The 21398-nt window shown below is 44.9% G+C and carries 24 protein-coding genes; 14 read left to right on the forward strand and 10 right to left on the reverse strand.

Annotated features, from left to right (window positions below):
* Positions 1-233 precede the first annotated feature (233 nt).
* The 14 genes from rplM (at position 234) to GTH32_RS00205 (ending at position 13954) form a co-directional block, all read left to right on the forward strand.
* Positions 234-662, forward strand: coding sequence for a 50S ribosomal protein L13 (gene rplM, locus GTH32_RS00140; protein WP_163083211.1), 429 nt, complete (start codon positions 234-236; stop codon positions 660-662).
* Between the two features lie 12 nt (positions 663-674).
* The gene (gene rpsI, locus GTH32_RS00145; RefSeq protein ID WP_163083212.1) at positions 675-1067 is read left to right on the forward strand and encodes a 30S ribosomal protein S9; all 393 of its coding nucleotides are present in this window, start codon (positions 675-677) and stop codon (positions 1065-1067) included.
* 134 nt (positions 1068-1201) lie between these two features.
* Positions 1202-1765 (forward strand): sigma-70 family RNA polymerase sigma factor, encoded by a 564-nt coding sequence (locus GTH32_RS00150; RefSeq protein ID WP_163083213.1) that lies wholly within the window; start codon positions 1202-1204, stop codon positions 1763-1765.
* Entirely contained in the window at positions 1765-2754 is a 990-nt protein-coding gene (locus GTH32_RS00155; RefSeq protein ID WP_163083214.1) for a FecR family protein, read from the forward strand. Before GTH32_RS00150 ends, GTH32_RS00155 begins: the two co-directional genes overlap by 1 nt.
* A gap of 66 nt (positions 2755-2820) precedes the next feature.
* A complete protein-coding gene (locus tag GTH32_RS00160; RefSeq protein ID WP_163083215.1) occupies positions 2821-5958 on the forward strand; it encodes a TonB-dependent receptor in 3138 nt (1045 codons plus the stop codon).
* 72 nt (positions 5959-6030) lie between these two features.
* On the forward strand, positions 6031-7209 hold the full coding sequence (locus GTH32_RS00165; RefSeq protein ID WP_246223082.1) for a M14 family metallopeptidase: 1179 nt from the start codon (positions 6031-6033) through the stop codon (positions 7207-7209).
* A 406-nt stretch (positions 7210-7615) separates the two neighbouring features.
* Positions 7616-8248: a ubiquinol-cytochrome c reductase iron-sulfur subunit gene (gene petA, locus GTH32_RS00170; RefSeq protein ID WP_163083216.1), complete on the forward strand. Its 633-nt coding sequence runs from the start codon at positions 7616-7618 to the stop codon at positions 8246-8248.
* Between the two features lies 1 nt (position 8249).
* Positions 8250-9515 (forward strand): cytochrome b, encoded by a 1266-nt coding sequence (locus GTH32_RS00175; RefSeq protein ID WP_163083217.1) that lies wholly within the window; start codon positions 8250-8252, stop codon positions 9513-9515.
* Entirely contained in the window at positions 9512-10246 is a 735-nt protein-coding gene (locus GTH32_RS00180) for a cytochrome c1 (protein ID WP_163083218.1), read from the forward strand. The genes GTH32_RS00175 and GTH32_RS00180 overlap by 4 nt, the downstream gene beginning before the upstream one ends.
* A gap of 110 nt (positions 10247-10356) precedes the next feature.
* Positions 10357-10989, forward strand: a complete 633-nt coding sequence (gene sspA / locus GTH32_RS00185) for a stringent starvation protein SspA (RefSeq protein WP_163083219.1) — start codon at positions 10357-10359, stop codon at positions 10987-10989.
* Positions 10986-11444, forward strand: a complete 459-nt coding sequence (locus GTH32_RS00190) for a ClpXP protease specificity-enhancing factor (protein ID WP_203565301.1) — start codon at positions 10986-10988, stop codon at positions 11442-11444. The genes sspA and GTH32_RS00190 overlap by 4 nt, the downstream gene beginning before the upstream one ends.
* Before the next feature lie 120 nt (positions 11445-11564).
* Positions 11565-12287 carry a spondin domain-containing protein gene (locus GTH32_RS00195; RefSeq protein ID WP_163083220.1) on the forward strand — a complete coding sequence of 241 codons (723 nt, stop codon included), beginning with the start codon at positions 11565-11567 and terminating at the stop codon, positions 12285-12287.
* Between the two features lie 9 nt (positions 12288-12296).
* Positions 12297-13016, forward strand: coding sequence for a spondin domain-containing protein (locus GTH32_RS00200; protein WP_163083221.1), 720 nt, complete (start codon positions 12297-12299; stop codon positions 13014-13016).
* Between the two features lie 266 nt (positions 13017-13282).
* Complete coding sequence (locus tag GTH32_RS00205) at positions 13283-13954, forward strand: response regulator transcription factor (RefSeq protein ID WP_246223083.1); 672 nt, start codon at positions 13283-13285, stop codon at positions 13952-13954.
* A gap of 59 nt (positions 13955-14013) precedes the next feature.
* Here the strand turns inward: GTH32_RS00205 and mgtE are convergent, their stop codons facing one another.
* The 10 genes from mgtE to kdsC form a co-directional block, all read right to left on the reverse strand.
* Positions 14014-15372 carry a magnesium transporter gene (gene mgtE / locus GTH32_RS00210; RefSeq protein ID WP_163083222.1) on the reverse strand — a complete coding sequence of 453 codons (1359 nt, stop codon included), beginning with the start codon at positions 15370-15372 and terminating at the stop codon, positions 14014-14016.
* A 154-nt stretch (positions 15373-15526) separates the two neighbouring features.
* Positions 15527-15799 (reverse strand): HPr family phosphocarrier protein, encoded by a 273-nt coding sequence (locus GTH32_RS00215; protein WP_163083223.1) that lies wholly within the window; start codon positions 15797-15799, stop codon positions 15527-15529.
* Positions 15799-16644: an RNase adapter RapZ gene (gene rapZ, locus GTH32_RS00220; protein WP_163083224.1), complete on the reverse strand. Its 846-nt coding sequence runs from the start codon at positions 16642-16644 to the stop codon at positions 15799-15801. The genes GTH32_RS00215 and rapZ overlap by 1 nt, the downstream gene beginning before the upstream one ends.
* Before the next feature lie 33 nt (positions 16645-16677).
* On the reverse strand, positions 16678-17124 hold the full coding sequence (ptsN, locus tag GTH32_RS00225) for a PTS IIA-like nitrogen regulatory protein PtsN (RefSeq protein ID WP_163083225.1): 447 nt from the start codon (positions 17122-17124) through the stop codon (positions 16678-16680).
* A gap of 9 nt (positions 17125-17133) precedes the next feature.
* Positions 17134-17421, reverse strand: coding sequence for a ribosome hibernation promoting factor (gene hpf / locus GTH32_RS00230; RefSeq protein ID WP_163083226.1), 288 nt, complete (start codon positions 17419-17421; stop codon positions 17134-17136).
* Positions 17422-17450: 29 nt separating this feature from the next.
* Positions 17451-18935, reverse strand: coding sequence for an RNA polymerase factor sigma-54 (locus GTH32_RS00235; RefSeq protein ID WP_163083227.1), 1485 nt, complete (start codon positions 18933-18935; stop codon positions 17451-17453).
* Between the two features lie 75 nt (positions 18936-19010).
* Positions 19011-19736, reverse strand: coding sequence for an LPS export ABC transporter ATP-binding protein (lptB, locus tag GTH32_RS00240; RefSeq protein ID WP_163083228.1), 726 nt, complete (start codon positions 19734-19736; stop codon positions 19011-19013).
* Positions 19737-19738: 2 nt separating this feature from the next.
* A complete protein-coding gene (gene lptA, locus GTH32_RS00245) occupies positions 19739-20296 on the reverse strand; it encodes a lipopolysaccharide transport periplasmic protein LptA (protein WP_163083229.1) in 558 nt (185 codons plus the stop codon).
* Positions 20265-20843 carry an LPS export ABC transporter periplasmic protein LptC gene (gene lptC, locus GTH32_RS00250; protein WP_163083230.1) on the reverse strand — a complete coding sequence of 193 codons (579 nt, stop codon included), beginning with the start codon at positions 20841-20843 and terminating at the stop codon, positions 20265-20267. Before lptC ends, lptA begins: the two co-directional genes overlap by 32 nt.
* Positions 20840-21388 carry a 3-deoxy-manno-octulosonate-8-phosphatase KdsC gene (kdsC, locus tag GTH32_RS00255; RefSeq protein ID WP_163083478.1) on the reverse strand — a complete coding sequence of 183 codons (549 nt, stop codon included), beginning with the start codon at positions 21386-21388 and terminating at the stop codon, positions 20840-20842. The genes lptC and kdsC overlap by 4 nt, the downstream gene beginning before the upstream one ends.
* Positions 21389-21398: the final 10 nt, after the last annotated feature.

The raw sequence follows: 21398 nt of genomic DNA on the forward strand, positions 1-21398 counted from the left end.
CATAATGTTTTTAATATCAAGGCGCGGTAAAAAAGTGCGCTTGGGTGTGGTTTTTTTACGTTTAGGGGGTTCGCATTTTACTCAATTCCTGTATAATTCGCGCCCTGCCCAGTTACGCCCACCTTTGGGAAGGTGGAAGAATCGGCCGGCTCGAAGGGGTCTTTGTGTTGATTTTATGGTGATTTCTGGTGTTCAGAAATCAGTAACGACGATATTATTCGGGTGATATTTAAATGAAAACTTTTGTTGCTAAACCAGAAACGGTACAACGTGACTGGTATGTGGTAGACGCCACAGACAAAACATTAGGCCGTTTGGCTTCTGAAATTGCATTGCGCCTTCGTGGTAAGCACAAGCCAGAGTACACGCCTCACGTGGACACTGGTGACTACATTGTAGTTATCAATGCAGAAAAAATTACGGTTACTGGCCGTAAAGCGCAAGGTAAAAAGTACTACGCGCACAGTGGCTATCCAGGTGGTCTGAAAGAAACAAACTTTGAAAAACTTCTTGCTTATAAGCCAGAAATGGTTCTTGAGAAAGCAGTTAAAGGTATGTTGCCAAAAGGTCCTCTAGGCCGTGCAATGTTCCGTAAAATGAAAGTTTATGCTGGTGCAGAGCACAAGCATACCGCACAGCAACCACAAGTCTTGGACATCTAAGGAGCAACTGACATGGCAGATACTCAATACTACGGCACTGGCCGCCGCAAAAGTTCTACTGCTCGTGTGTTCCTGCGTCCAGGCACAGGTAGCATTAAAGTAAACCAACGTCCTCTTGACGAGTACTTTGGTCGTGAAACCGAGTGCATGGTTGTTCGTCAGCCACTAGAACTTGTTGAAATGACTGAAAAATTCGACGTATACGTTACGGTTAAAGGTGGTGGTTCTAACGGCCAAGCTGGCGCTATTCGCCACGGCCTGACTCGTGCTCTTATGGAGTATGACGAAGCACTACGCCCTGATCTGCGGAAAGCAGGCTTTGTTACTCGTGACGCTCGTCGCGTTGAACGTAAGAAAGTGGGTCTACATAAAGCACGTAAGCGTCCACAATTCTCAAAACGTTAATTTTTACGTTTTTTGTATTGCAAAAACCCGGCTCATGCCGGGTTTTTTATTGCCTGAAAAAAAGTATAAATTTTGGAGGGTTTTGTTTACCGGTGCGTATTATTAGTAAGGTCTAGGTAGAGATAAGAAAGCGTGTGAAAATTGTTTATCTAAATACACAGTCGAGAGTACCCCAACAGACCAAGGATAACGGGACGCTCTACGACCTTATCAACGAACACGAAGGTGCACTAAGGCGCTTTATTCGTGTGCGGACCCGAGCTAGTGCCCAGGAAGTGGATGATATACTGCAGGAAATGTATGCGAAGTTATTTTCAATGGAAGGCATGGTAGAGAAAACCGAGCAACGGCAGGATACATTCAGGAGTTTTTTGTTTACCGTGGTGACGAATCTTATCATCGATCGTGAACGCCGCGCTAAAGTAAGAGCTCGGGATGCCCACGAAAGCTTTTCTGAATCACTCTATACTAATTTTGAAAATGAACCGGAAAAGCAAGCAGGTATTGCTGAAAAGCTGTCTGAAGTGGAGCAGGTATTAGACACGATAAATCCCTATCATCGTTCCGCGTTTGTGTTATGCCGCGTGGAGGGTAAACCGTACCGAGAGATTAGCGATATATTGGGGGTGTCTGTGAGTACGGTTGAAAAGTATATTGCGGCAGCACTGACTGCCATAAGAAATAAGGTTTGCGATTGATGACGTTAGATACTAACACGCAAAGTGAAATTAATCAGACAGCGAGTAACTATGTGGTTCGCCTATACTCCGGTGAATTAATCGCAAAAGAGGAGCAGGAGATCCTTAGTTGGTGTGACAAAAGCGAGGCTCATCAAATTGCTTTTGATGAAGCAATAACAGTATGGGAGGCAGCAAGTCAGTTACCTACTAGTATGAGCCTAAGGGAAAAGCTTGAAGGGCGTTTTTATTATGCCCGCTATATAGCCGCGTCTATTGTAGTTGCACTGCTGTGCCTCATTTTCTTTCAACAGGGCAATTTTGGTGGCAAAGCAGAGCCCTTGTCGCCTTCTCAGCATTATACTACGGCGATAGGTGAGGTGAGCAATGTCGGTCTGCCTGACGGCTCGATAATTACACTAAATACCGACACAGCCGTTGATGTGAAATTTAGCCCCCAAAAAAGGGAATTATGGTTACAAAAAGGCGAGGCTTTTTTCGATATAGCTAAAGCCCCCACACGCCCTTTTCTTATCCACACAGGGGGTAAGACAATTCGGGTAGTGGGCACTAAGTTTAACGTTAAGCTATCCGATAGCGGTTTTGATATCGCTGTTTCCGAAGGGATCGTGGCCATTGAGGAGTCGCAAGTAAGTGAACCGTCTCATTTTGCTATTAACGTAGAGCCCGTATTGCTTGAAGCCGGGGCAATGGCCACGTTTGATCAAGAAAATACACTAATTGCTAAACAAAATACTGATGTTGTCGAAAAAGCCCAAAGTTGGCGTTCTGGCTATCTTCGGTTTGATGATGAACGGTTAGATAAAGTGATAGAAAGCTTTAATCGCTACAGAACAAAAAAGATAGTGGTAGATGAGGAAGTCTCTAGCATGCGGATCAGCGGCGTTTTCACCCTCTCAGAAGGCGATGCAATCCTTACCGCATTGGAAGCAACATTGCCTATTGATGTACAAAAAAATGACAAAAACATTATTGTGGTAAAAAAATAGCGGAGGAATTTTTGTTGGGCTGCGTATTAGTAAAAGGGAACACAATACAATACTAAAGGAGCAGCCATGACGTTGCCAAAAACCACAACAAGTGCTTTAGCCTTGTGTATTGCGCTTGCACTAGGTTCAAGCGCTCACGCACAACATATCGATGATATCTCAATTCAATCCACCTCGTTAGATAGCGCACTGCTGTCGCTAGCAGAGCACAGCAATATACAAATTCTGTTTTCTGATAAGCGTATACAGCAACTTTCATCACCGCCATTGACAGGCAGCATGGACGTACAAGATGCTTTATCTTACCTACTCAAGGGAACGGGATTTACGTTCAAAAAAACGTCGAAAAGAACGTATATCGTTACCCCCATGGAGAACCAGCAGGCCCCGGTGCAAAGGGCTGATTCTCCCTCTTTGCAAGAGGGCGACACGACCGCGAACGTAGAGACAAAAGAAGCCAGCGTTGAGCGCATCCAGGTAACGGGTTCAAACATACGCGGTATGCAAGATACTGGCGCACTGCCTGTTACTACTATGTCTGCAGAAGACATCGAAGGCTTGGGATTAAGCAGCGGCGCGGAAATTTTAGCTGAATTACCCCAACAGGGGGCAGTAAATTTTAATAGCGAGCGTGTGGTTGGCGGGGTTAACGACGCACGGGGCGATGTTTCTTCAGTTAACCTAAGAGGGATAGGTACAGGTTATACCCTCACGTTGCTCAACGGTAGGCGTCTTGTTTTGCATCCGGGTACGCAAGCTGAAAACCTTGTGCCTGTCACCACAGTAAACTCAAACACACTGCCGGTTAAAGGGGTAAAGCGCGTTGAAGTGTTACGAGACGGAGCGGCAGCTATATACGGAACAGACGCCATTTCAGGAGTAGTTAACTACGTATTAGATGACAAATACACGGGTGGGGAACTTCAAGCCCAATATGGCAATAGTAAGGGCACAAGCCGTGACCAAATCAATTTATCAGGCGCTGCTGGTTGGTTGTTCAACGACGATAAAAGCCATATCACATTCAGTGGTGGCTACTATCACCGCGATATGGTTATGGCAAGCGAGCGCGATTATGCCGCTAGCTCAGATTTACGTAATTTCGATGAACTAGGCAGTGATTTTATAGGTGACACTCAGCTGGATAACCGCACTACCACCACCCCGTGGGGAGAATTTTCATCGGATAGTTTAGGCACTTTTCATTTGCAGCCTAGCAGTTATGGCGATTGTAGCGGGCAGGTTAGCGATGATGTTTGCGCCTCTTCAGGTTCCATACCCCGAGATCTAAGGTTTGATTCTAATGCCCAGCGTAGTTTGAGTTCGCAAGTTGATAGACTAAATCTATATGCGTTAGCAAATCACTACATTAACGATGACATAGAAGTTTACGCAGAAGGCCTATATTACTCAGCAACCGCTAAACGCATTCGGGAACAATCAGGTAATTTAACTGCGCAACGATTTACGGTTGCCGCAGATGCTTTTTACAATCCATTCGGTGAAGAAGTAACAGTACGCCGTTATCGTCCTATAGATACAGGGCCGCGCAACATTGAAGTTGATGACTATAGCTATCGCTTCCTTGCTGGAACCCGTGGTTACCTTGGCAATTGGGACTTCGATTCCGCTGTGCTTTACTCAAAAGCTAACACCCTAGATTCGGCGAATCGGATCAACACTACCTCGTTCCAGCAGGCTGTAAATAGTACTGATGCAAGTACAGCATACAACATTTTTAGTGGGGCAAGCCTGATAAGCCCAAACTCAATTGATGATACCGAGGTTTCTCAAAGTGTAATTGACAGCTTTACCATTGATGTAGAACGTGAATCCGAAACCGAATTGGCCTCTATTGATGCAAAGATTTCGCGGCCCGATTTATTTAGCCTTCCGGCTGGCGATGTAGGCTTCGCTGCAGGGCTTGAATATCGCTACGAAAGCTTCTTTGATAAACGAAGCGATGCCTTAAACGGCGCCCTGTATTTTACCGATTTAGTAAGCGGTACGTCGACGGAAATTGCAAGCCAAGTGTTAGGTAGTAGCCCCACTCCCGATGCCAGCGGGAGTAGAAATGTAGTGTCTGCGTTTGCTGAATTCGCGGTCCCGTTACTTGTTGATAAACCTTTCATTGAAAGTTTAAATATGCAAATTGCGGGTCGCTATGAGGATTTCTCTGATGTGGGCAGTATTTTTAAACCAAAAGTAGCAATGGCATGGACGGTAAACGAAAACGCAATGATACGCGGTGCGTATTCTGGCGGTTTTAAAGCCCCTGGTTTACCGCAAACTACAGCGGTTGATGTGGCGCGTTCTAATACACGAAGCGACCCATTGACGCAAACTCGCCGTGGCACGCTTGAGCTTAGAAATGGTAGCGATAGCTTGAGTCCAGAAGAAAGCGAAAACTACTCTTTAGGAGTGGTGCTTACACCAATGAAAGATCTCACATTAACCGTGGATTGGTGGGAAATTCAGCAAGAAAATACGGTAGGGATCTTAAACAGCCAGACCTTAATTTTATATGATGCGCTATTACGTAGCCAAGGGAGCGAATACGAAAATGTGGTACGTGACGAAAATAATGAGATTATCTATATTCGTAACGACTACACAAATTTACTGCCTAGGGAAATCTCGGGTATTGATTATAGCGCAGACTATCGTTTTGAAACCGAGGTTGGCAAGTTTTCTATAAAACTCAGCGCAGCGAATTTAAGGAAGTTTGACCAAGGTACCGATAGCATCACAGATAGGGTGCTTGAGGCCCAAGCAGCGGGCAATGAAGCCCTTTTGTACGACGCAGAACAGGTCTCAGTTTCAGGTACAAGCGGAAGCCTAATTCGCCAAAACGAGCGTCCTAAATGGCGGGCGAATGTATCTTTAGGTTACAGCAAAGATGCATGGCGTGCGGGGGTTAAGTATCGTTATGTGAGCGATGTTGAAGATACCAGTTTAAATTACACTAATGATGACGGTGATTTAGTTAACTACATTATTGATGATTGGTCGACACTAGATGCCTATGTGAGCTATCGCTTTAGCGAAGATGCCCTGTTTAGCGGGCGCACTAAGGTCACTGTCGGTATGCGAAATCTCACCGATGAGGCCCCGCCTTTTACTGATGAAACCTTTGGTTACAGTAGTAGCTTACATTCCTCGTTAGGGCGCTACACCTACGTAACGGTAAATCACAAATTTTAACTTAGCCGAATGCCGTTCCTGATAGCCCCCGTTGGGTATACCTAATTGGGACGGCAATTTCATGGAGATATTATGTATCGATTTTCAGTATTGTTTTGCGCGTTTTTTATGCTTTTCACCTCGTCAAATGTCGCTGCATGCGAGTTTGATGAAGTCACATTTAAGGCCGATTTTGCGGCGGCAAGTTTAGATAATTGTGAATTGAACGATAGTGGTGAGTATGTACTTACTTTTCTGCCGGAAGATAAGCCTATTAATCCTAGCCCTTGGTATTATTTCAGTGTTACCGCTAGTCAGCCCGAAGCCATACAGGTGATATTAACGTTTGACGGATTTTCGCCACGCTATCTACCTAAAGTAAGTCATGATAAGTCCCATTGGACCTATTTGCCCTTTGATACAAAGGGGGATGGCATGACAATAACGCTCAACGCCAGCCCAAAGCCGCTTTACGTTGCCGCGCAAAAACCGGTGTTAAACCAGCACTATACTGCGTGGATGGCGGATGCAGCAAAGCAGTTTGATATTCAGCGAGTGACGTTAGGCCAGTCGGTAGAGGGGCGGGATATAGCTGGCTTTACATTAGCAAAAGAAAGCAATACTGAGTGGGTTATTTTTGTTGGGCGTCAGCATCCCCCTGAAGTTACAGGTGCGGTGGCAATGTTTTCGTTTTTGGAGCAATTTTTAACTACGACCAAAAATGCGCCTGCATTTTTATCGCGTTTTAATGTTCTTGTAGTACCTAATATTAATCCAGATGGAGTTTTCCACGGTCATTGGCGTCACAATTTAGGGCACAAAGACTTAAACCGCGATTGGAACGTTTTTGCCCAACCGGAAACCCGTGCAGTAAAAATTTACCTTGATGGGATCACCGACGCTGGTGGGAAAATAGTAATGGGGATGGATTTTCACTCCACTCACAATAATGTGTTTTATACTATCCCGCAAACTGAAAGCATTGCTCCTACTCCCATGGTAGTCACATGGCTTGATAGCTTACAGCAGCAAACTAAAGGGGTGTTTAAAGTGGTAGATAAGCCTGGCACATCACCAGGTAAAGGCGTGTTTAAGCAGTTTATGGCAGATGTATATAACGTTCATGGGGTCACCTATGAAGTAGGAGATAACGAACCGGACGAAAAAACACGCTATGTCGCTCGGCATGCTGCAAATACGTTAATTGATATATTGCTTGCTACAAAACCTGAAGACTTTATGCTGCAAACGTGTGGTGCCAATGAATGTTGATGATTAAGTGAAATTAGCGAAGGGCTTAGATAATCAAGATACCTGAAAACAGGCATTTAAGCGTATGTAGCAGTGAGCTTTTCAAATAACAATGTTTTAATGTTTAACAAGAATTTGGGTGAAATTCGCCCAAATTCTTGATTTCATTTCAAACCCTCAAAAATTCATATCTTAGAGCGCATATTAATTTATTGCTTAAATATCAGTAAAACCTTGTGTTTATAAGGGCTTTTCTTTTATCATTTGCGGTCGAAAATTTAGTAAAATCTCGTGAATTCTTAGGTGTGTGAAAAAAAGCCCCTAAGTTGCTTTCATGACAAGCCATATGATGCCACGACGCAAGCGTGATAAAACCAGTATAAGTTTGTGTTACACATCATAACTATCCAAACCTGGAGAAATGTGGATGAGCAATGTATCTGTAGATGCAACAGAGTCTGCACACAATGATAACCAGCCAGAAAACAACACTCGTCGTCGGTTTTTGACCGTTGCCACGTCAGTCGTTGGTGGTGTAGGTGTTGTTGGTGCTGCAGTGCCTTTTATTGCGTCCTGGAATCCAAGCGCTAAAGCGAAAGCGGCCGGTGCTGACGTTGAAGTTGATATCAGCGGGATTGAGCCTGGACAATTAGTACGTGTAATGTGGCGAAGCAAGCCTGTATGGATTGTTCGACGCACGCCAGAGATTCTTGAAGAATTAGCTGCGCACGAAGATAAGCTTAAAGATCCAAACTCTGAAGCAGAGCAACAGCCTACGTTTGCTCAAAATCGTTTCCGTTCAATGAAAGAAGAGTACCTGATTCTTGTGGGTATCTGTACTCATTTAGGGTGTTCTCCACAGCACCTTAAAGACGGCGCTTTTGAAGAAGTGGTTGAAGGCGTGCCTGATGGTTTCTTCTGTCCATGCCACGGTTCAAAATTCGATATGGCCGGGCGTGTATTCCAAAACGTACCTGCACCATTGAATTTGGTGGTACCGCCTTATCAGTTCGTTGATGATACTAATATCATCATTGGTTCAGAAGCGGAGGCTGTATAATATGAATGGTTTTCTAGCTTGGATTGAAGAACGTATCCCTATGATGCGTGTGGCGAATATGCACGCCATTCAGTATCCTGCTCCCCGCAACATGAACCTTTGGTATGTGTTTGGGTTCCTCGCCACCATTGTATTGGTTAATCAAATTGTTACTGGTATTTGGTTAACGATGAACTTTGTCCCTACTTCTGAAGGGGCATTTAAGTCTGTTGAATACATTATGCGCGAAGTCGACTACGGTTGGATTATTCGCTATATGCACAGTACAGGCGCATCGGCGTTCTTTATTGTGGTTTATCTGCATATGTTCCGTGGCATGATTTACGGTTCGTACCAGAAGCCTCGTGAGCTTCTATGGGTGTTTGGTATGTTTATTTACCTAGCACTTATGGCGGAAGCATTTATGGGTTATGTGTTGCCATGGGGACAAATGTCCTACTGGGGTGCACAGGTAATCGTATCATTGTTTGGCGCTATCCCTGTAGTGGGCCCTGATCTTGTTATCTGGCTGCAGGGTGACTACGTTATCTCTGGTGCTACGCTAAACCGCTTCTTCGCCTTACACGTTATCGCGTTACCGCTTGTTATCGTTATTTTAGTGTTTTTACATATTATTGCGCTTCACGAAGTGGGGTCGAATAACCCAGACGGTATTGCAATTAAACACAAGAAAGGCTCACTGCCTGAGTCAGAAAAAACCAAATACAAAATTCATGAGTATTATACAAGCAAGTACGATATTGCTGATGATGTATTGCCATTCTTCCCACACATAGTGTTAAAAGACTTAGTGGCTTTCTGTGTGTTCTTGGCCTTGTTTACTTATGTACTTTTCTTTGCCCCTGAAATGGGCGGTAAGTTCCTTGAACATCCTAACTTTGAAATAGCTAACCCGTTGAAGACGCCTGAGCATATCTTCCCAGTTTGGTACTTCACGCCGTTCTACGCCATTTTGAAAGCGGTACCTGACAAACTATTTGGGGTATTGGCCATGTTTGGTGCTATTGCAGCCTTGTTTGCGTTACCTTGGTTAGACCGAGGTCGTGTGAAGTCGTGGCGTTATCGTTGTGGTTTGCACAAAGTAAACCTTATTGTGTTCGCTATTGTGTTTGTTTTCCTAGGTTACCTAGGTGGTACACCACAAGAGAACTGGAAGATTATCGCTTCGCAAGTAGCAACGGTTATGTACTTTGGTTTCTTTGTTGCTTTGTTCCTATACAGCAAAAATGAAAACACCAAGCCTGTACCAGAGAGGATCCCTAAATGAAAAAATTGATGTGCTTTTTAGCATTCTTCCTACCTGGGGTAGCGTTTGCCGCTGGTGGAAACGTGCATCTAGATGAGGCACCTATCGACTTATCAGATAAGGCGTCTTTGCAGCGTGGTGCGCAGTTGTTCATGAACTACTGCTTAGGCTGCCATTCAATGCAGTACCAACGCTATCAACGCACTTTTGCTGATTTGGGTATTCCTGATGAGCTAGGTGAGCAGTATTTGCAGTTTACCGGTGACAAAGTCTCAGACTATATCACTCGTGCTATGCCAGAAGCGTCAGCGGCAGGTTGGTTTGGAGCAGCTCCGCCAGACCTAACCCTTGTCGCTCGTGTGCGCGGCGAAGACTGGATATACACGTACCTTCGCTCGTTCTATGTTGATGAAAGTCGCCCATTTGGTGTGAATAATACTGTGTTCCCAGAAGTGGGTATGCCACACGTATTACAACCCCTTCAAGGCACGCCTACGCGTACATATGAAGAGCATATGGTTGACGGCGAAAAAGTTAAGCGTTACGTAGGCATCAAATCAGATGGTACGGGCGCACTTTCACCGGATGAGTACGACCAAGCTGTTGCAGATATTGTTAACTTTTTGGAGTACACCGGTGAGCCAGCCAAGCTTGAGTCGCACAGGATTGGTAAGTGGGTATTAGCGTTTATCGCAGTGTTGTTTGTATTTGTTTACTTACTTAAGAAAGAATACTGGCGAGAAGTGCACTAATTCGCATAGAATTATGTATAATATGAAAGGGGGCATCTCGCCCCCTTTTTTGGCATTTAAAATTCGCCCATTATATTGGGTTTAACTAGTTTCTCGACGGAGGAAAATGAATGGCCGTAGCCGCGAATAAACGTTCTATTATGACGTTGTTCTCTGACACAATCGATATTTACAGTCACCAGGCGCGTATTGTGTTGGCAGAAAAAGGTGTGGGTGTTGAAATCAGCTACACAGATCCTAGCAATCTGCCAGAAGATCTGCTGGAGCTTAACCCTTACGGTACCGTTCCAACGCTTGTTGACCGTGAGCTGGTGCTATATAACTCGCATATCATCATGGAATACCTAGATGAGCGTTTTCCGCATCCTCCATTGATGCCGGTATACCCTGTGTCTCGTGGTCAAAGTCGTCTAATGATGCACCGCATTGAGCAAGATTGGTACTCGCTAGCTGCCCGTATTTTCCGTGGAGAAGGCGATGTAGAATCTACACGCAACGATTTACGCGAAGCGTTACTGGCACTTGCTCCTGTATTTGGCGAAATGCCTTATTTCATGAGCGAAGAGTTCAGCTTAGTTGACTGTTATCTCGCACCGCTATTATGGCGCTTACCAGCTTTAGGTATTGAGCTAAATGGCGCGGGTAGCAAAGAAATCAATGCTTATATGAACCGTATTTTCTCACGCAGTTCATTTAAAGCATCGTTGACTGACCAGGAACGCGAGATCCATAACCCGCTATGACATCCATGACGTCTAATCAGCCCTATTTGTTGCGGGCCTTTTACGAGTGGATCGTGGATAACGACTTAACTCCTTATATGGTTGTCGATGCAACCAACGAGTTAGTTGATGTGCCACAAGAGTTTGTTAAAGACGGCCAAATTGTGCTTAACGTATCGCCGAGTGCGTGCGTTAACTTTATGCTTGATTTAAATGGTATCTCTTTTCAGGCTAGATTTGGTGGGCAACCCCGTCGGTTAAGTATGCCCTGTGAAGCTGTTATGGCTATTTATGCCCGTGAAAACGGTGCAGGTACAGTGTTTGCTACCGAAGAAGAAATGGCGAAGAATACAACTGATCCTGCGCCATCTCAGCCCCAAGGTCCTGCGTCGCTTGACGATAATGACATAACTGATAATTCAGACGCGCCCGTGCCGCCCAAAAAGGGTAAGCCTACGCTTAAAATTATTAAGTAATTAATACTGACTTTCTGCTTCTGGGCAGAAAGTCAGTTTATCGTGATTTTTTCGTGATATTTCTGTGATAAATTCCCGCCACTATTTCCTTCGAGCTTTATCAACAAAGAAGGAAAAGCCATGTTACGTTTCAATTCAAAAGGTTTTCGTAAAACAGTTTTAGCTACCGCGCTTTTTGCTAGTGCCGGTTTAGCGCACAGTGCCGATTTAGAAGTAACGGTACAAAATCTCACTCAAGGGATCTATTTTACCCCTATCTTAATTTCAGCCCACAGTAACGACGCTAGCCTGTTTGAATTAGGCGAAACAGCATCTGTAGAGTTACAAGCTATGGCCGAAGGGGGCGATATTAGCGGCTTGGCAACGGCTACTGAGGCACTATCTGCAAACAATATAGCCAACCCAGCAGAGGGGTTACTTGGCCCCGCTATGAGCACAACGGCGAGCGTTACCACCGATGAAGGAAACGACGTACTTAGTATTGTAGCTATGATGCTACCGACTAATGACGGTTTCATCGGGTTAGATAACTGGGCTATTCCTGAAGCGCCAGGTACCTATACCATTTACCTTAATGCCTATGACGCAGGCACAGAGGCCAATGATGAGATTCGCGGCAGTGGTGCCCCCGGCGAAGCAGGGTTACCTGTACCCCCACCCTTAGAAGACGTGGTGGGCAATAACGGCGTAGGCGTAACGGCTACTGTTGCAAATGACAGTGTACATATTCACCCTGGCAATATTGGTGATGATGATGCCACAGGTGGGGTAAGTGATGTAGATAACACCGTCCAGCGCTGGTTGAACCCTGTAGCCAAAGTGACTGTTGTCGTGAGCGAATAAGGGGGAACTATGAAGCGTTTAAATAAAACACTGTATAGCGTAAGTCTATTAGCGATGGCATTAGCCCTATCTGCCTGTTCACACGATGACGACGACAACGAGATAAGCGAGGTGGCGCCACCGCAGCCAGTAACCTATACATATCAAATAAAGGTGACCAATTTAACCTCGGGGCAGCCTGCTTCGCCTATTGCAGTGGCATTGCACAACGCTGATATGCCGCTGTGGACAATAGGAGAGAGCGCGTCAGACGGTTTAGCATTATTAGCAGAATCGGGGGATAACAGTGAGTTTTTAGCAAATACTGCACTGCTAGCCACGGCATCAGCCGAGCAACCCACACTACCGGGAGAAAGCATGGAAGTGAGCGTATCTATTGAAGATAATGCTGCTTCCACGTTAACGGTTGCAGCTATGTTAGGGAATACAAATGATGCATTTACAGGCTTCACTGCGATGGATTTATCACAGCTTGAAGTCGGCGAAACCTCCACACGTGTTAGTGTAGCTTATGATGCTGGTACCGAGGAAAACACTGAGTCTGCCATGTCGGTGCCTGGCCCCGCGGGAGGTGGTGAAGGCCCCAGTGAAGGTAGAGAAGCGCATGACTTTGTCTCTATGCATCCGGGTATAGTGTCGGCGGAAGGTGGCCTTTCATCTTCGGTACTTACCTCAGATCACCGGTTTGATAACCCGGTGTTAAGAATTTCTGTAATGAGAATGGAATAATTTTCAACACACTCCGGTCTTGTGTTTTAAGGGCAATACTGGAGTGTGACATGGTTCTTGTAATATTTAGCTGCAATCGACAACAACGCTAGATACAACAATGTCTAAACCAACATGGGTATCTGCACGATCTCGTTTCTACGTACGCCTCGGCAGAAGCGCTGCTATCCCAACAATACCTACTTATTATTGTGGAAGCGAAGGGAAGCCCTGCATGTAGTGAAAAAATAGCCAACATACGTGCTCAATGTGAAAATAGCTGCATAATGGCTATTGAACCAGACTGGATATTGACTGATGGCGCTAGTTACTTAGAAGCTGGCGCAGACGACCACCTTCCTCAACCGTTTAACGAGCGCGTATTTATCGCCCGCGTTCGCGCCCACTTACGGCGCGTAAATATGCTCGAAGCCTATGCAAATAATCATGAGCTAGCAACATCGGATGTTGTGGAAGCGGGCCCCTTTATCATCGATACTCAGTTACATAGCGTTACGGTTAATGGTGAAAGCGTAAAGCTTACCGCCCGAGAATTCACCTTACTTGAGCATCTTTGTCGCCACGCAAACCAGGTGTTTTCCAGAGATCAGTTGTTAAGTGCCGTTTGGGGGTATAACCATCAGGGCTACGAGCATACGGTTAATACTCACATGAATCGGCTGCGCAATAAGTTAGACGCCGTAGTGTCGTATCATCAAGCAGGTCAGTTGTTAGAAACCGTTTGGGGAGTAGGATATAAATTTAACAATAACGGGACGCCTACTGAGTTTGTAAGGGAAACAGCCTTGCGCGGGAATACAGCCTTGCGCGGGAATACAGCCCTGAGCGAGAGAACAGCCCTGAGCGAGAGAACAGCCTTGAGCGAGAGGAAACCCACAGGTAGAAAAACCTGGGCAGAAAAACGCCTTTGCGGGATAAGAGCGTCTTTAGCTCGGTGAAAGGGATGAACGCAGTATATAGCGACAAGCAGTGCTGGTAAGCTGTCACTAACCGTTACTTAAACCAAGAAAAGGGTGGCAGTACCTAAGAAAGCAAAAATACCCACCACATCGGTAATAGTAGTTAAAATAACGCTACCTGCAAGGGCGGGGTCTATTTTGAGACGCTTCATTATCATCGGCAAAGTGGCGCCTGCTAATGCCGCAGCAATCATGTTTACCAGCATAGCGAACGCAATTATCACGCCTAGCATATAATCTTGCTTCCACAGCGCAATAACACTGGCAATTAATACCGCCCAAATGGCACCATTTAAAAAGCCAATCGCGATTTCTTTGCTAATCAGCCAGCGTGAGTTATTTGCATTTACATGGCCTAGCGCCATACCCCGAATAACTAAGGTTAGGGTCTGGTTTCCTGCTACCCCCCCCATACTTGGTACTATGGTATTTAAAATAGCAAGAACGGCTAACTGACTTAACGTGGCCTCAAATAAGTCGCTCACCATAGCGGCCATCAACGCAGTAACTAAATTTACCGCCAGCCATACAGAACGTCTTTTTGTACTTTGTAGCACAGGGGCGAAAGTATCTTCGTCATCGTCTAAGCCTGCCATACTCATCATCGAGTGTTCAGCATCTTCACGAATAATATCTACCACGTCATCAATGGTAATTCGCCCTACTAAGCGGTTTCGCTCATCAACTACAGGCGCTGATAGCCAATTATAACGTTCAAATAGACTGGCTACTTCATCATCGGGCATATTAACCGGAATCGCTTCCGATTCTTCATCCATAATATCAGAAACTTTTGCATCGGTTTCTGCGGTAAGCAGGCGAGTGACTGGAATAATACCAACCAAATTATCGGTACGATTTACAACATAAAAGGTGTCGGTATTGTGGGGCAATTCGCCTTTTAAGCGAATATAACGAAGCACCACATCAATGGTAACGTCGGGACGCAGCGTAATGGTGTCGGTATTCATAATGAAGCCGGCAGTTTCTTCACCATAAGATAAGGCTTGTTCTGCTCTTAGCCTATCTTGCGCATCCATCGACTCGAGAATGTCATGTAAAATTGTATCGGGAAGGCTACTTAAGGTTTCCGCTAAGTCATCGGTATCCATTTCCTCTAGTGCATCAACCACATTAGCGGGCAGCATTTTAGTGATAATGCCGTTACGCACGTCATCTGACAGTTCTTCTAGTATGTCGCCATGGAAATCGCTGTCGATTAACTCCCATAGTTCATCCCGAGTACGGCTTGGGCTAGATTCTAAAATATGGGCAACATCAGAGGGGGGAAGTTCTAGCAGCAGTTTTCGTACAGAAACGAATTGGCCATTGGCTAATGCACCATTTAGCGCTCTCAATTGATTTTGAACATATTTAGAGACTAGCGCTTCTGCCACAAACTTTGCCTAACAATTTGGATTTACAGTATTTATAGGATATATCAAATGACTGGGCGCTGTCATGATAATTGCAGCCTTAAGGCCATAATATTCGCGCAATACGTACTTGGTCGGTAGGTTCGCAGGTAACGAGAGAGTCCCGTGCCCCTTACTATTCGTCTTCGTTAAAGCGTCCTTGGATTAGGGCTTCAATCGCATCCATAGCTTCATGGGCAGCATTGCCTTCAACCACTACTTTAACCTCTTCGCCTTGATGGCTTTCTAGCATCATTAACCCTAATACACTGGTTGCGTCTGCCTGCTTATCGGCTTTCACTAAGGTAATTTTAGCGTCAAACTGATTGGCTAATTGTACCAACTGCGTGGCCGCACGTGCATGCAGCCCCAGCTTATTAATAATAGTCAGTGTTTTTTCGATGGTCATTATTGGTTCAGCTCTCGGTGTCTCAACTGCACATCTGGATGTAAATCTTCAAACGTTTTGGCCAACGACTGCGCTATGTAGACAGAGCGGTGTTGCCCGCCAGTACAGCCAATGGCAATAGTGACATAACTACGATTATTGCGCTCTAAATGGGGCAACCATGTTGTTATTAAGTTTTGTATTTGCCAGATAAACTTGGTTACTACCGGCTGCGATCCTAAAAATACTTCCACCGGGCCGTCTAACCCCGTTAAGTGTCGTAGATCGGGTTCCCAATGAGGGTTGGGGAGAAACCTTGCATCAAAAACATAGTCGGCATCTTTTGGGATACCATGTTTAAACCCAAATGACTCAAATACCAATACTAAGCGTGAACTCTTTTTACCTAAAATACGCTCTCTTATTAGCTCAGCTAACTGATGAACGGTAAGTTTATCCGTATCTATATATAAATCGGCGCGCTCTACAATGGGCGCCAACAATTCAGCTTCCGCTTTGATAGATTCCGACAGCGACTTTTTAAGTTTAGCTAAGGGATGCAGACGGCGCGTTTCACTGAATCGCTTGACCAGAATATCGTCGCCAGCATCAATATAGACAATCGTCATCGACCACGAGGAGGGAAGGTAATCGAGAATTTCAACTAAGTCATCAGGGTTTTTGGGCAGGTTTCGTACGTCGATACTTACTGCAACCTGGTCGTACTCATCTGCCACCGTGTGAGTAAGCGTGGGAAGTAAGTTAACCGGTATATTATCAACGCAATAATAACCTAAATCTTCCAGTGCGCGTAACGCAACTGATTTACCTGAGCCAGAACGTCCACTAATAATAATTAGCTTCAACTGCCTTCTCCCTAATACTGAATAATATCGATTTTACTCGCACAATGCGGCAATGATGTCGTCGCTTGTCGTGGCTCGTCTAATTGCTTTTACTGTATCTTTATTACTAAGTTTCCCCGCCACGCTCGCCAGCGTTTGCAGGTGTCCTTCGGTTTGTTCTTCGGGTACTAACAATGCGAAAAAAATATCTACAGGCTGGTTGTCTAACGCATCAAAATTAATCGCTGGGGTGCAGGTGACAACAATCGCCATTACCTTTTCTAGATTAGGTAAACGCCCATGGGGAAGCGCAATGCCATTACCTATGCCTGTACTACCCATTCTTTCGCGGTTAAGAAGACTAGTAAGAACCGCAGACTCGTCGATACTGTCATTATTGCTTGCGGCAATATGACTAATTATCTCAAGGATCTTTTTCTTACTGTTACATTGAACCGCACATTCAGTGCGGTTCAGACTTACTATAGCTTCAAGTTCCATAGGAGTAATTTAATGCTTTTTCAGTTTTTCCTTATGCTTGATAACCTGCCTGTCGAGTTTATCAACCATGCTGTCTATCGCTGCATACATATCTAAGTTTTCTGATGAAGCAAAGACCTCGGCACCACTTAAGTGCATAGTCGCTTCGGCTTTTTGATTTAGTTTTTCAACGTTCAGGATGACATGTACATTAGAAATGTGATCAAAGTGACGTTCAAGCTTGCTGAACTTGGTATCGACATAATTACGCAAAGAGTCGGTGATTTCGACGTGATGACCAGTAAGGTTGATTTGCATATTTCGTCTTCCTTATATTTTCAAGCCTGTTAAATAAGGCTCTTGCGTTGGTTCGACGGTGGAATCGATAACGATTCCCGGTATTTTGCTATTGTTCGCCGAGCTACCTTAATACCTTGCTCGGCCAACAATTGAGCAATCTTGCTATCACTTAGTGGCTTGCTTGGCGTTTCCGCCGCCACAAGCTTTTTGATCAGCGCACGGATCGCAGTGGATGAACATTCACCACCGGACTCAGTCGCCACGTGGCTAGAGAAAAAGTACTTAAGTTCGAAAATACCACGTGGGGTGTGCATGTACTTTTGTGTTGTTACCCGCGAAATGGTGGACTCGTGCATATCAACCATTTCTGCGACATCATTCAACACCATAGGTTTCATCATTTCAGGGCCGTGTTCGAAAAAGCCCATTTGCTGTTGCACGATACAGTTCGCCACTTTCATCAAAGTATCGTTACGCGATTCCAAACTCTTGATAAACCATTTAGCTTCTTGCATGTGTGAGCGGATAAATTGCGAGTCGCTGCTATTTTTAGCCCGCCGACTCATAGCAGCATATTGCTGATTCACACTTAACTTCGGTAAGCTATCTGGGTTTAATTCAACCACCCAACGACCATTTTTCTTGGTCACAGAAACATCGGGTATAACGTACTCTGGTTCTTTGGTAATTAACGCGCTGCCAGGACGTGGGTTTAGCGTTTGAAGCAGGCGCATAGCCTCACGTAACTGATCTTCTTTCAACCGACTCTTACGCATCAGTGTGCGGTAGTCTTTGCTGCTAAGGAGGTCTGAGTAGTCTTCAATGAGCTGCTTTGCTTCATGCAACCAAGGCGTATCTTCTGAAAACTGGCGCAATTGAACCATAAGGCATTCTTGCGGTGTACGTGAGCCCGAACCGATAGGGTCGAACATTTGAATGCGTTTTAACACACATTCTATTTCGTCCATTTCTATTAGTTCTTCAGTATCTTCTGAGTTTACCGCCTCTAATATCTCGTCAAGTGATACGGTTAAGTATCCCGACTCATCAATTGAATCGATAATCGCTGTGGCAATAGCTCTGTCTGTGTCAGAAAAATGAGTAAGGCGCATCTGCCATGAAAGGTGAGCTTGAATATCGTCAGTGGTCTCGCCTTGAAAGATTTGCTCTTCGTCATTGTTTGCAGGCCCTGGAGCGGGCGCGGATGAGGCAGAATAGTACTCATCCCACGTACTATCGATAGGCAATTCGTCGGGAAGGTCATTTTTTTCTAAGGCATCACCGGCTTCAAGGGTGTCACTTGAGGCGGTGGGCGCGACTTCTAATGCTCCGTCGTCACCGTCGATGTTGTTTTTTTCACCTTGACTCTCATCGCCGCCTTCTTCAACTTCTAGAAGCGGGTTTGAGTCTAAAGCTTCTTGAATCTCTTGTTGGAGATCAAGCGTAGACAACTGCAGCAGCTTGATTGCCTGCTGAAGCTGCGGTGTCATGGTAAGTTGTTGGCTGAACTTTAACTGTAAAGATGGTTTCATCTACGTCTTATTTATGTGCTCTTATTGTGAATATATTGGGAGCGAAACTTTCACATTACAACCCGGTTACATTAACTATAGCCTGAATTGTTCCCCTAGGTATACATCTCTTACTTTTTGATTACTTAAAACCTGTTCTGCGGTGCCTTGGGCAATTAATTCGCCGTGGCTCACAATGTATGCTTTTTCACATACATCTAAGGTTTCTCTTACGTTATGGTCGGTGATAAGGATTCCTATACCACGATCTCGTAAGTGTTGAATAATTTTCTTTATATCATTAACCGAAATAGGATCAACACCTGCAAAAGGTTCATCAAGCAGAATAAACTGTGGGTTGGCGGCAAGTGCGCGTGCTATTTCAACACGACGTCGCTCACCTCCAGACAAACTCATGCCCGTACTATTACGTATATGGTTAATATTAAATTCATCAAGCAGCCCATCGGCTTCTTCTTCCTGCTGTGCTGCACTTAGGCCTTTTCGCGTTTGCAAAATAGCCATAATATTTTCAAACACCGTCAGCTTTCTAAATATAGAGGCTTCTTGAGGTAAATAGCCAATGCCCTTACGAGCACGCTCATGCATAGGAAGGTGAGTAAGTTCATCCTCATCTATGGTGATCGTGCCTTTATTAAGAGGAACTAACCCTACAATCATATAGAAGGTGGTTGTTTTACCTGCACCATTTGGCCCTAAAAGGCCTACTATTTGGCCTGTAGATACTGACAAGCTAACATCTCGCACTACTTGGCGTGATTTATAGGCCTTGGCTAAATTAGTTGCGCTTAACGTGGCCATGCTTACTTGTCGTCCTCATCGTCGTTTTCGTCTTGCTCACTTGATTCAGTTAGCCTACGAATAGCCTCGGGGCGAAATACGGTTGTTACACGGCCATCTTTCCCCTCGCTGCCGCCGGTGGCAAGTAGCTGCTCGGTGACCATATCAAAGGTAATCTTATCGCCTTGTACCATGCTGGTGTCTTGTTGCAGTTCTGCACTGCCGTTTAGCGAAATTGTACGTTTGGCAACTTCATAACGTATTTCGTTCGCTTTCGCGGTAACCGGTGTACCATCTTCAAGGGTTTGCGAATAACTTGCCGGTTTTCCGCGAGCGATAAAAATTTCACGTCCTTCACCTTCAGAGGCAACTACTTCTACTTCGTCAGCGCTAATAACTAGCGAGCCTTGGGTGATACTTACGTTATCTTTAAACAAGGATGTCTTATTTTTCCCATCAACAAACTGTGACTTAGAGTCCACGGTGATAGGCTTATTAAAGTCGTTTTCTGTCGCCGAGGCATTGTACGCAGCTAATGCGAAGAAAAAGCTAGTTGCCAGGAGAATAAATGGTTTGTACATGATCAATTAACTCATATTCCTGGGTACGCAAATTTGCATTAAACCCATTACTATTAATGACATATTGAAGGCCGCGGATTTCTACGGGTTGATCAGATGTCATCTGCTTGGTGTTCAAATTTATTTCAATAAATGCAGTTGTAATAGTTTTTACAAAATCATCTTCGGTTTGGTTTTCAATTTGAACATTATTTTCTAATTGAATCAGTTCATTATTGTATAACGTACCTTCAGTAGCAGTGACTTCCCACGGCGATGCTGCATTTTCTGTATATAGTGTATATCTGGGCTGTTGGAACAAAACAAACCCCAGTTGATCATAATGTTCCATTGAACGGGCGAATACTTTGTGATTTAGCTGGCCGTCTTGGTTGTATAAGGTGGTGGTTAAGTTTTTTGCTTTATAGGCTGGTTTGAGTGCATCAAGCCCGTTAGCGCTTGCTTGTTCCGGCGCTTCTTCCATCCAAATAGGCAAATACATTAACAAAGCCAGCACAAACAGCGCAGAGATACTGAGCCCTAATCGGTTAAAGCCAAACTTATTCACACGCTTGCCCCTTGAATTCCGCCTAAATTACCTTGAGCTTGAAGTAGGGTGTCGGAAATCTCACGTACGGCGCCAAACCCGCCGCGGGTTTGGGTAACCCAATTAGCTTGGTGAATTACCATGGGGTGGGCATCATTCACTGCAATCTTAATATCTGCATGCCTAAAAATCCCTGTATCTGGCATGTCATCGCCCACCGCTGCTACTTGCGCGGAGGTAAGTGATAACGTGGCCATTAACGCAGATAATGCTTGTTGTTTGTTTTCTTCGCCTTGAATAATGTGCGCAACGTTTAGCGCCTTCATTCTATCTTCCACAATTTTAGAACGTCGCCCGGTAATTACAGCCACCTCTACGCCGTGGCTAACAAGTGCTTTTACACCGTAGCCATCACGGGTATGAAAGGCTTTTAATTCTTCGCTGTTATTACCTAAATAAATGCGTCCATCAGAAAAAACACCATCCACATCACAAACAAGCAGCTTTATTTGCGCAAGCTGGTTATACAGCGAAAGGGGCAAAGGGGCATATAACGTGTCTTTCATCGCCTCACAG

Source organism: Alteromonas profundi, assembly GCF_010500865.1.
Classification (GTDB): Bacteria; Pseudomonadota; Gammaproteobacteria; order Enterobacterales; family Alteromonadaceae; genus Alteromonas; species Alteromonas profundi.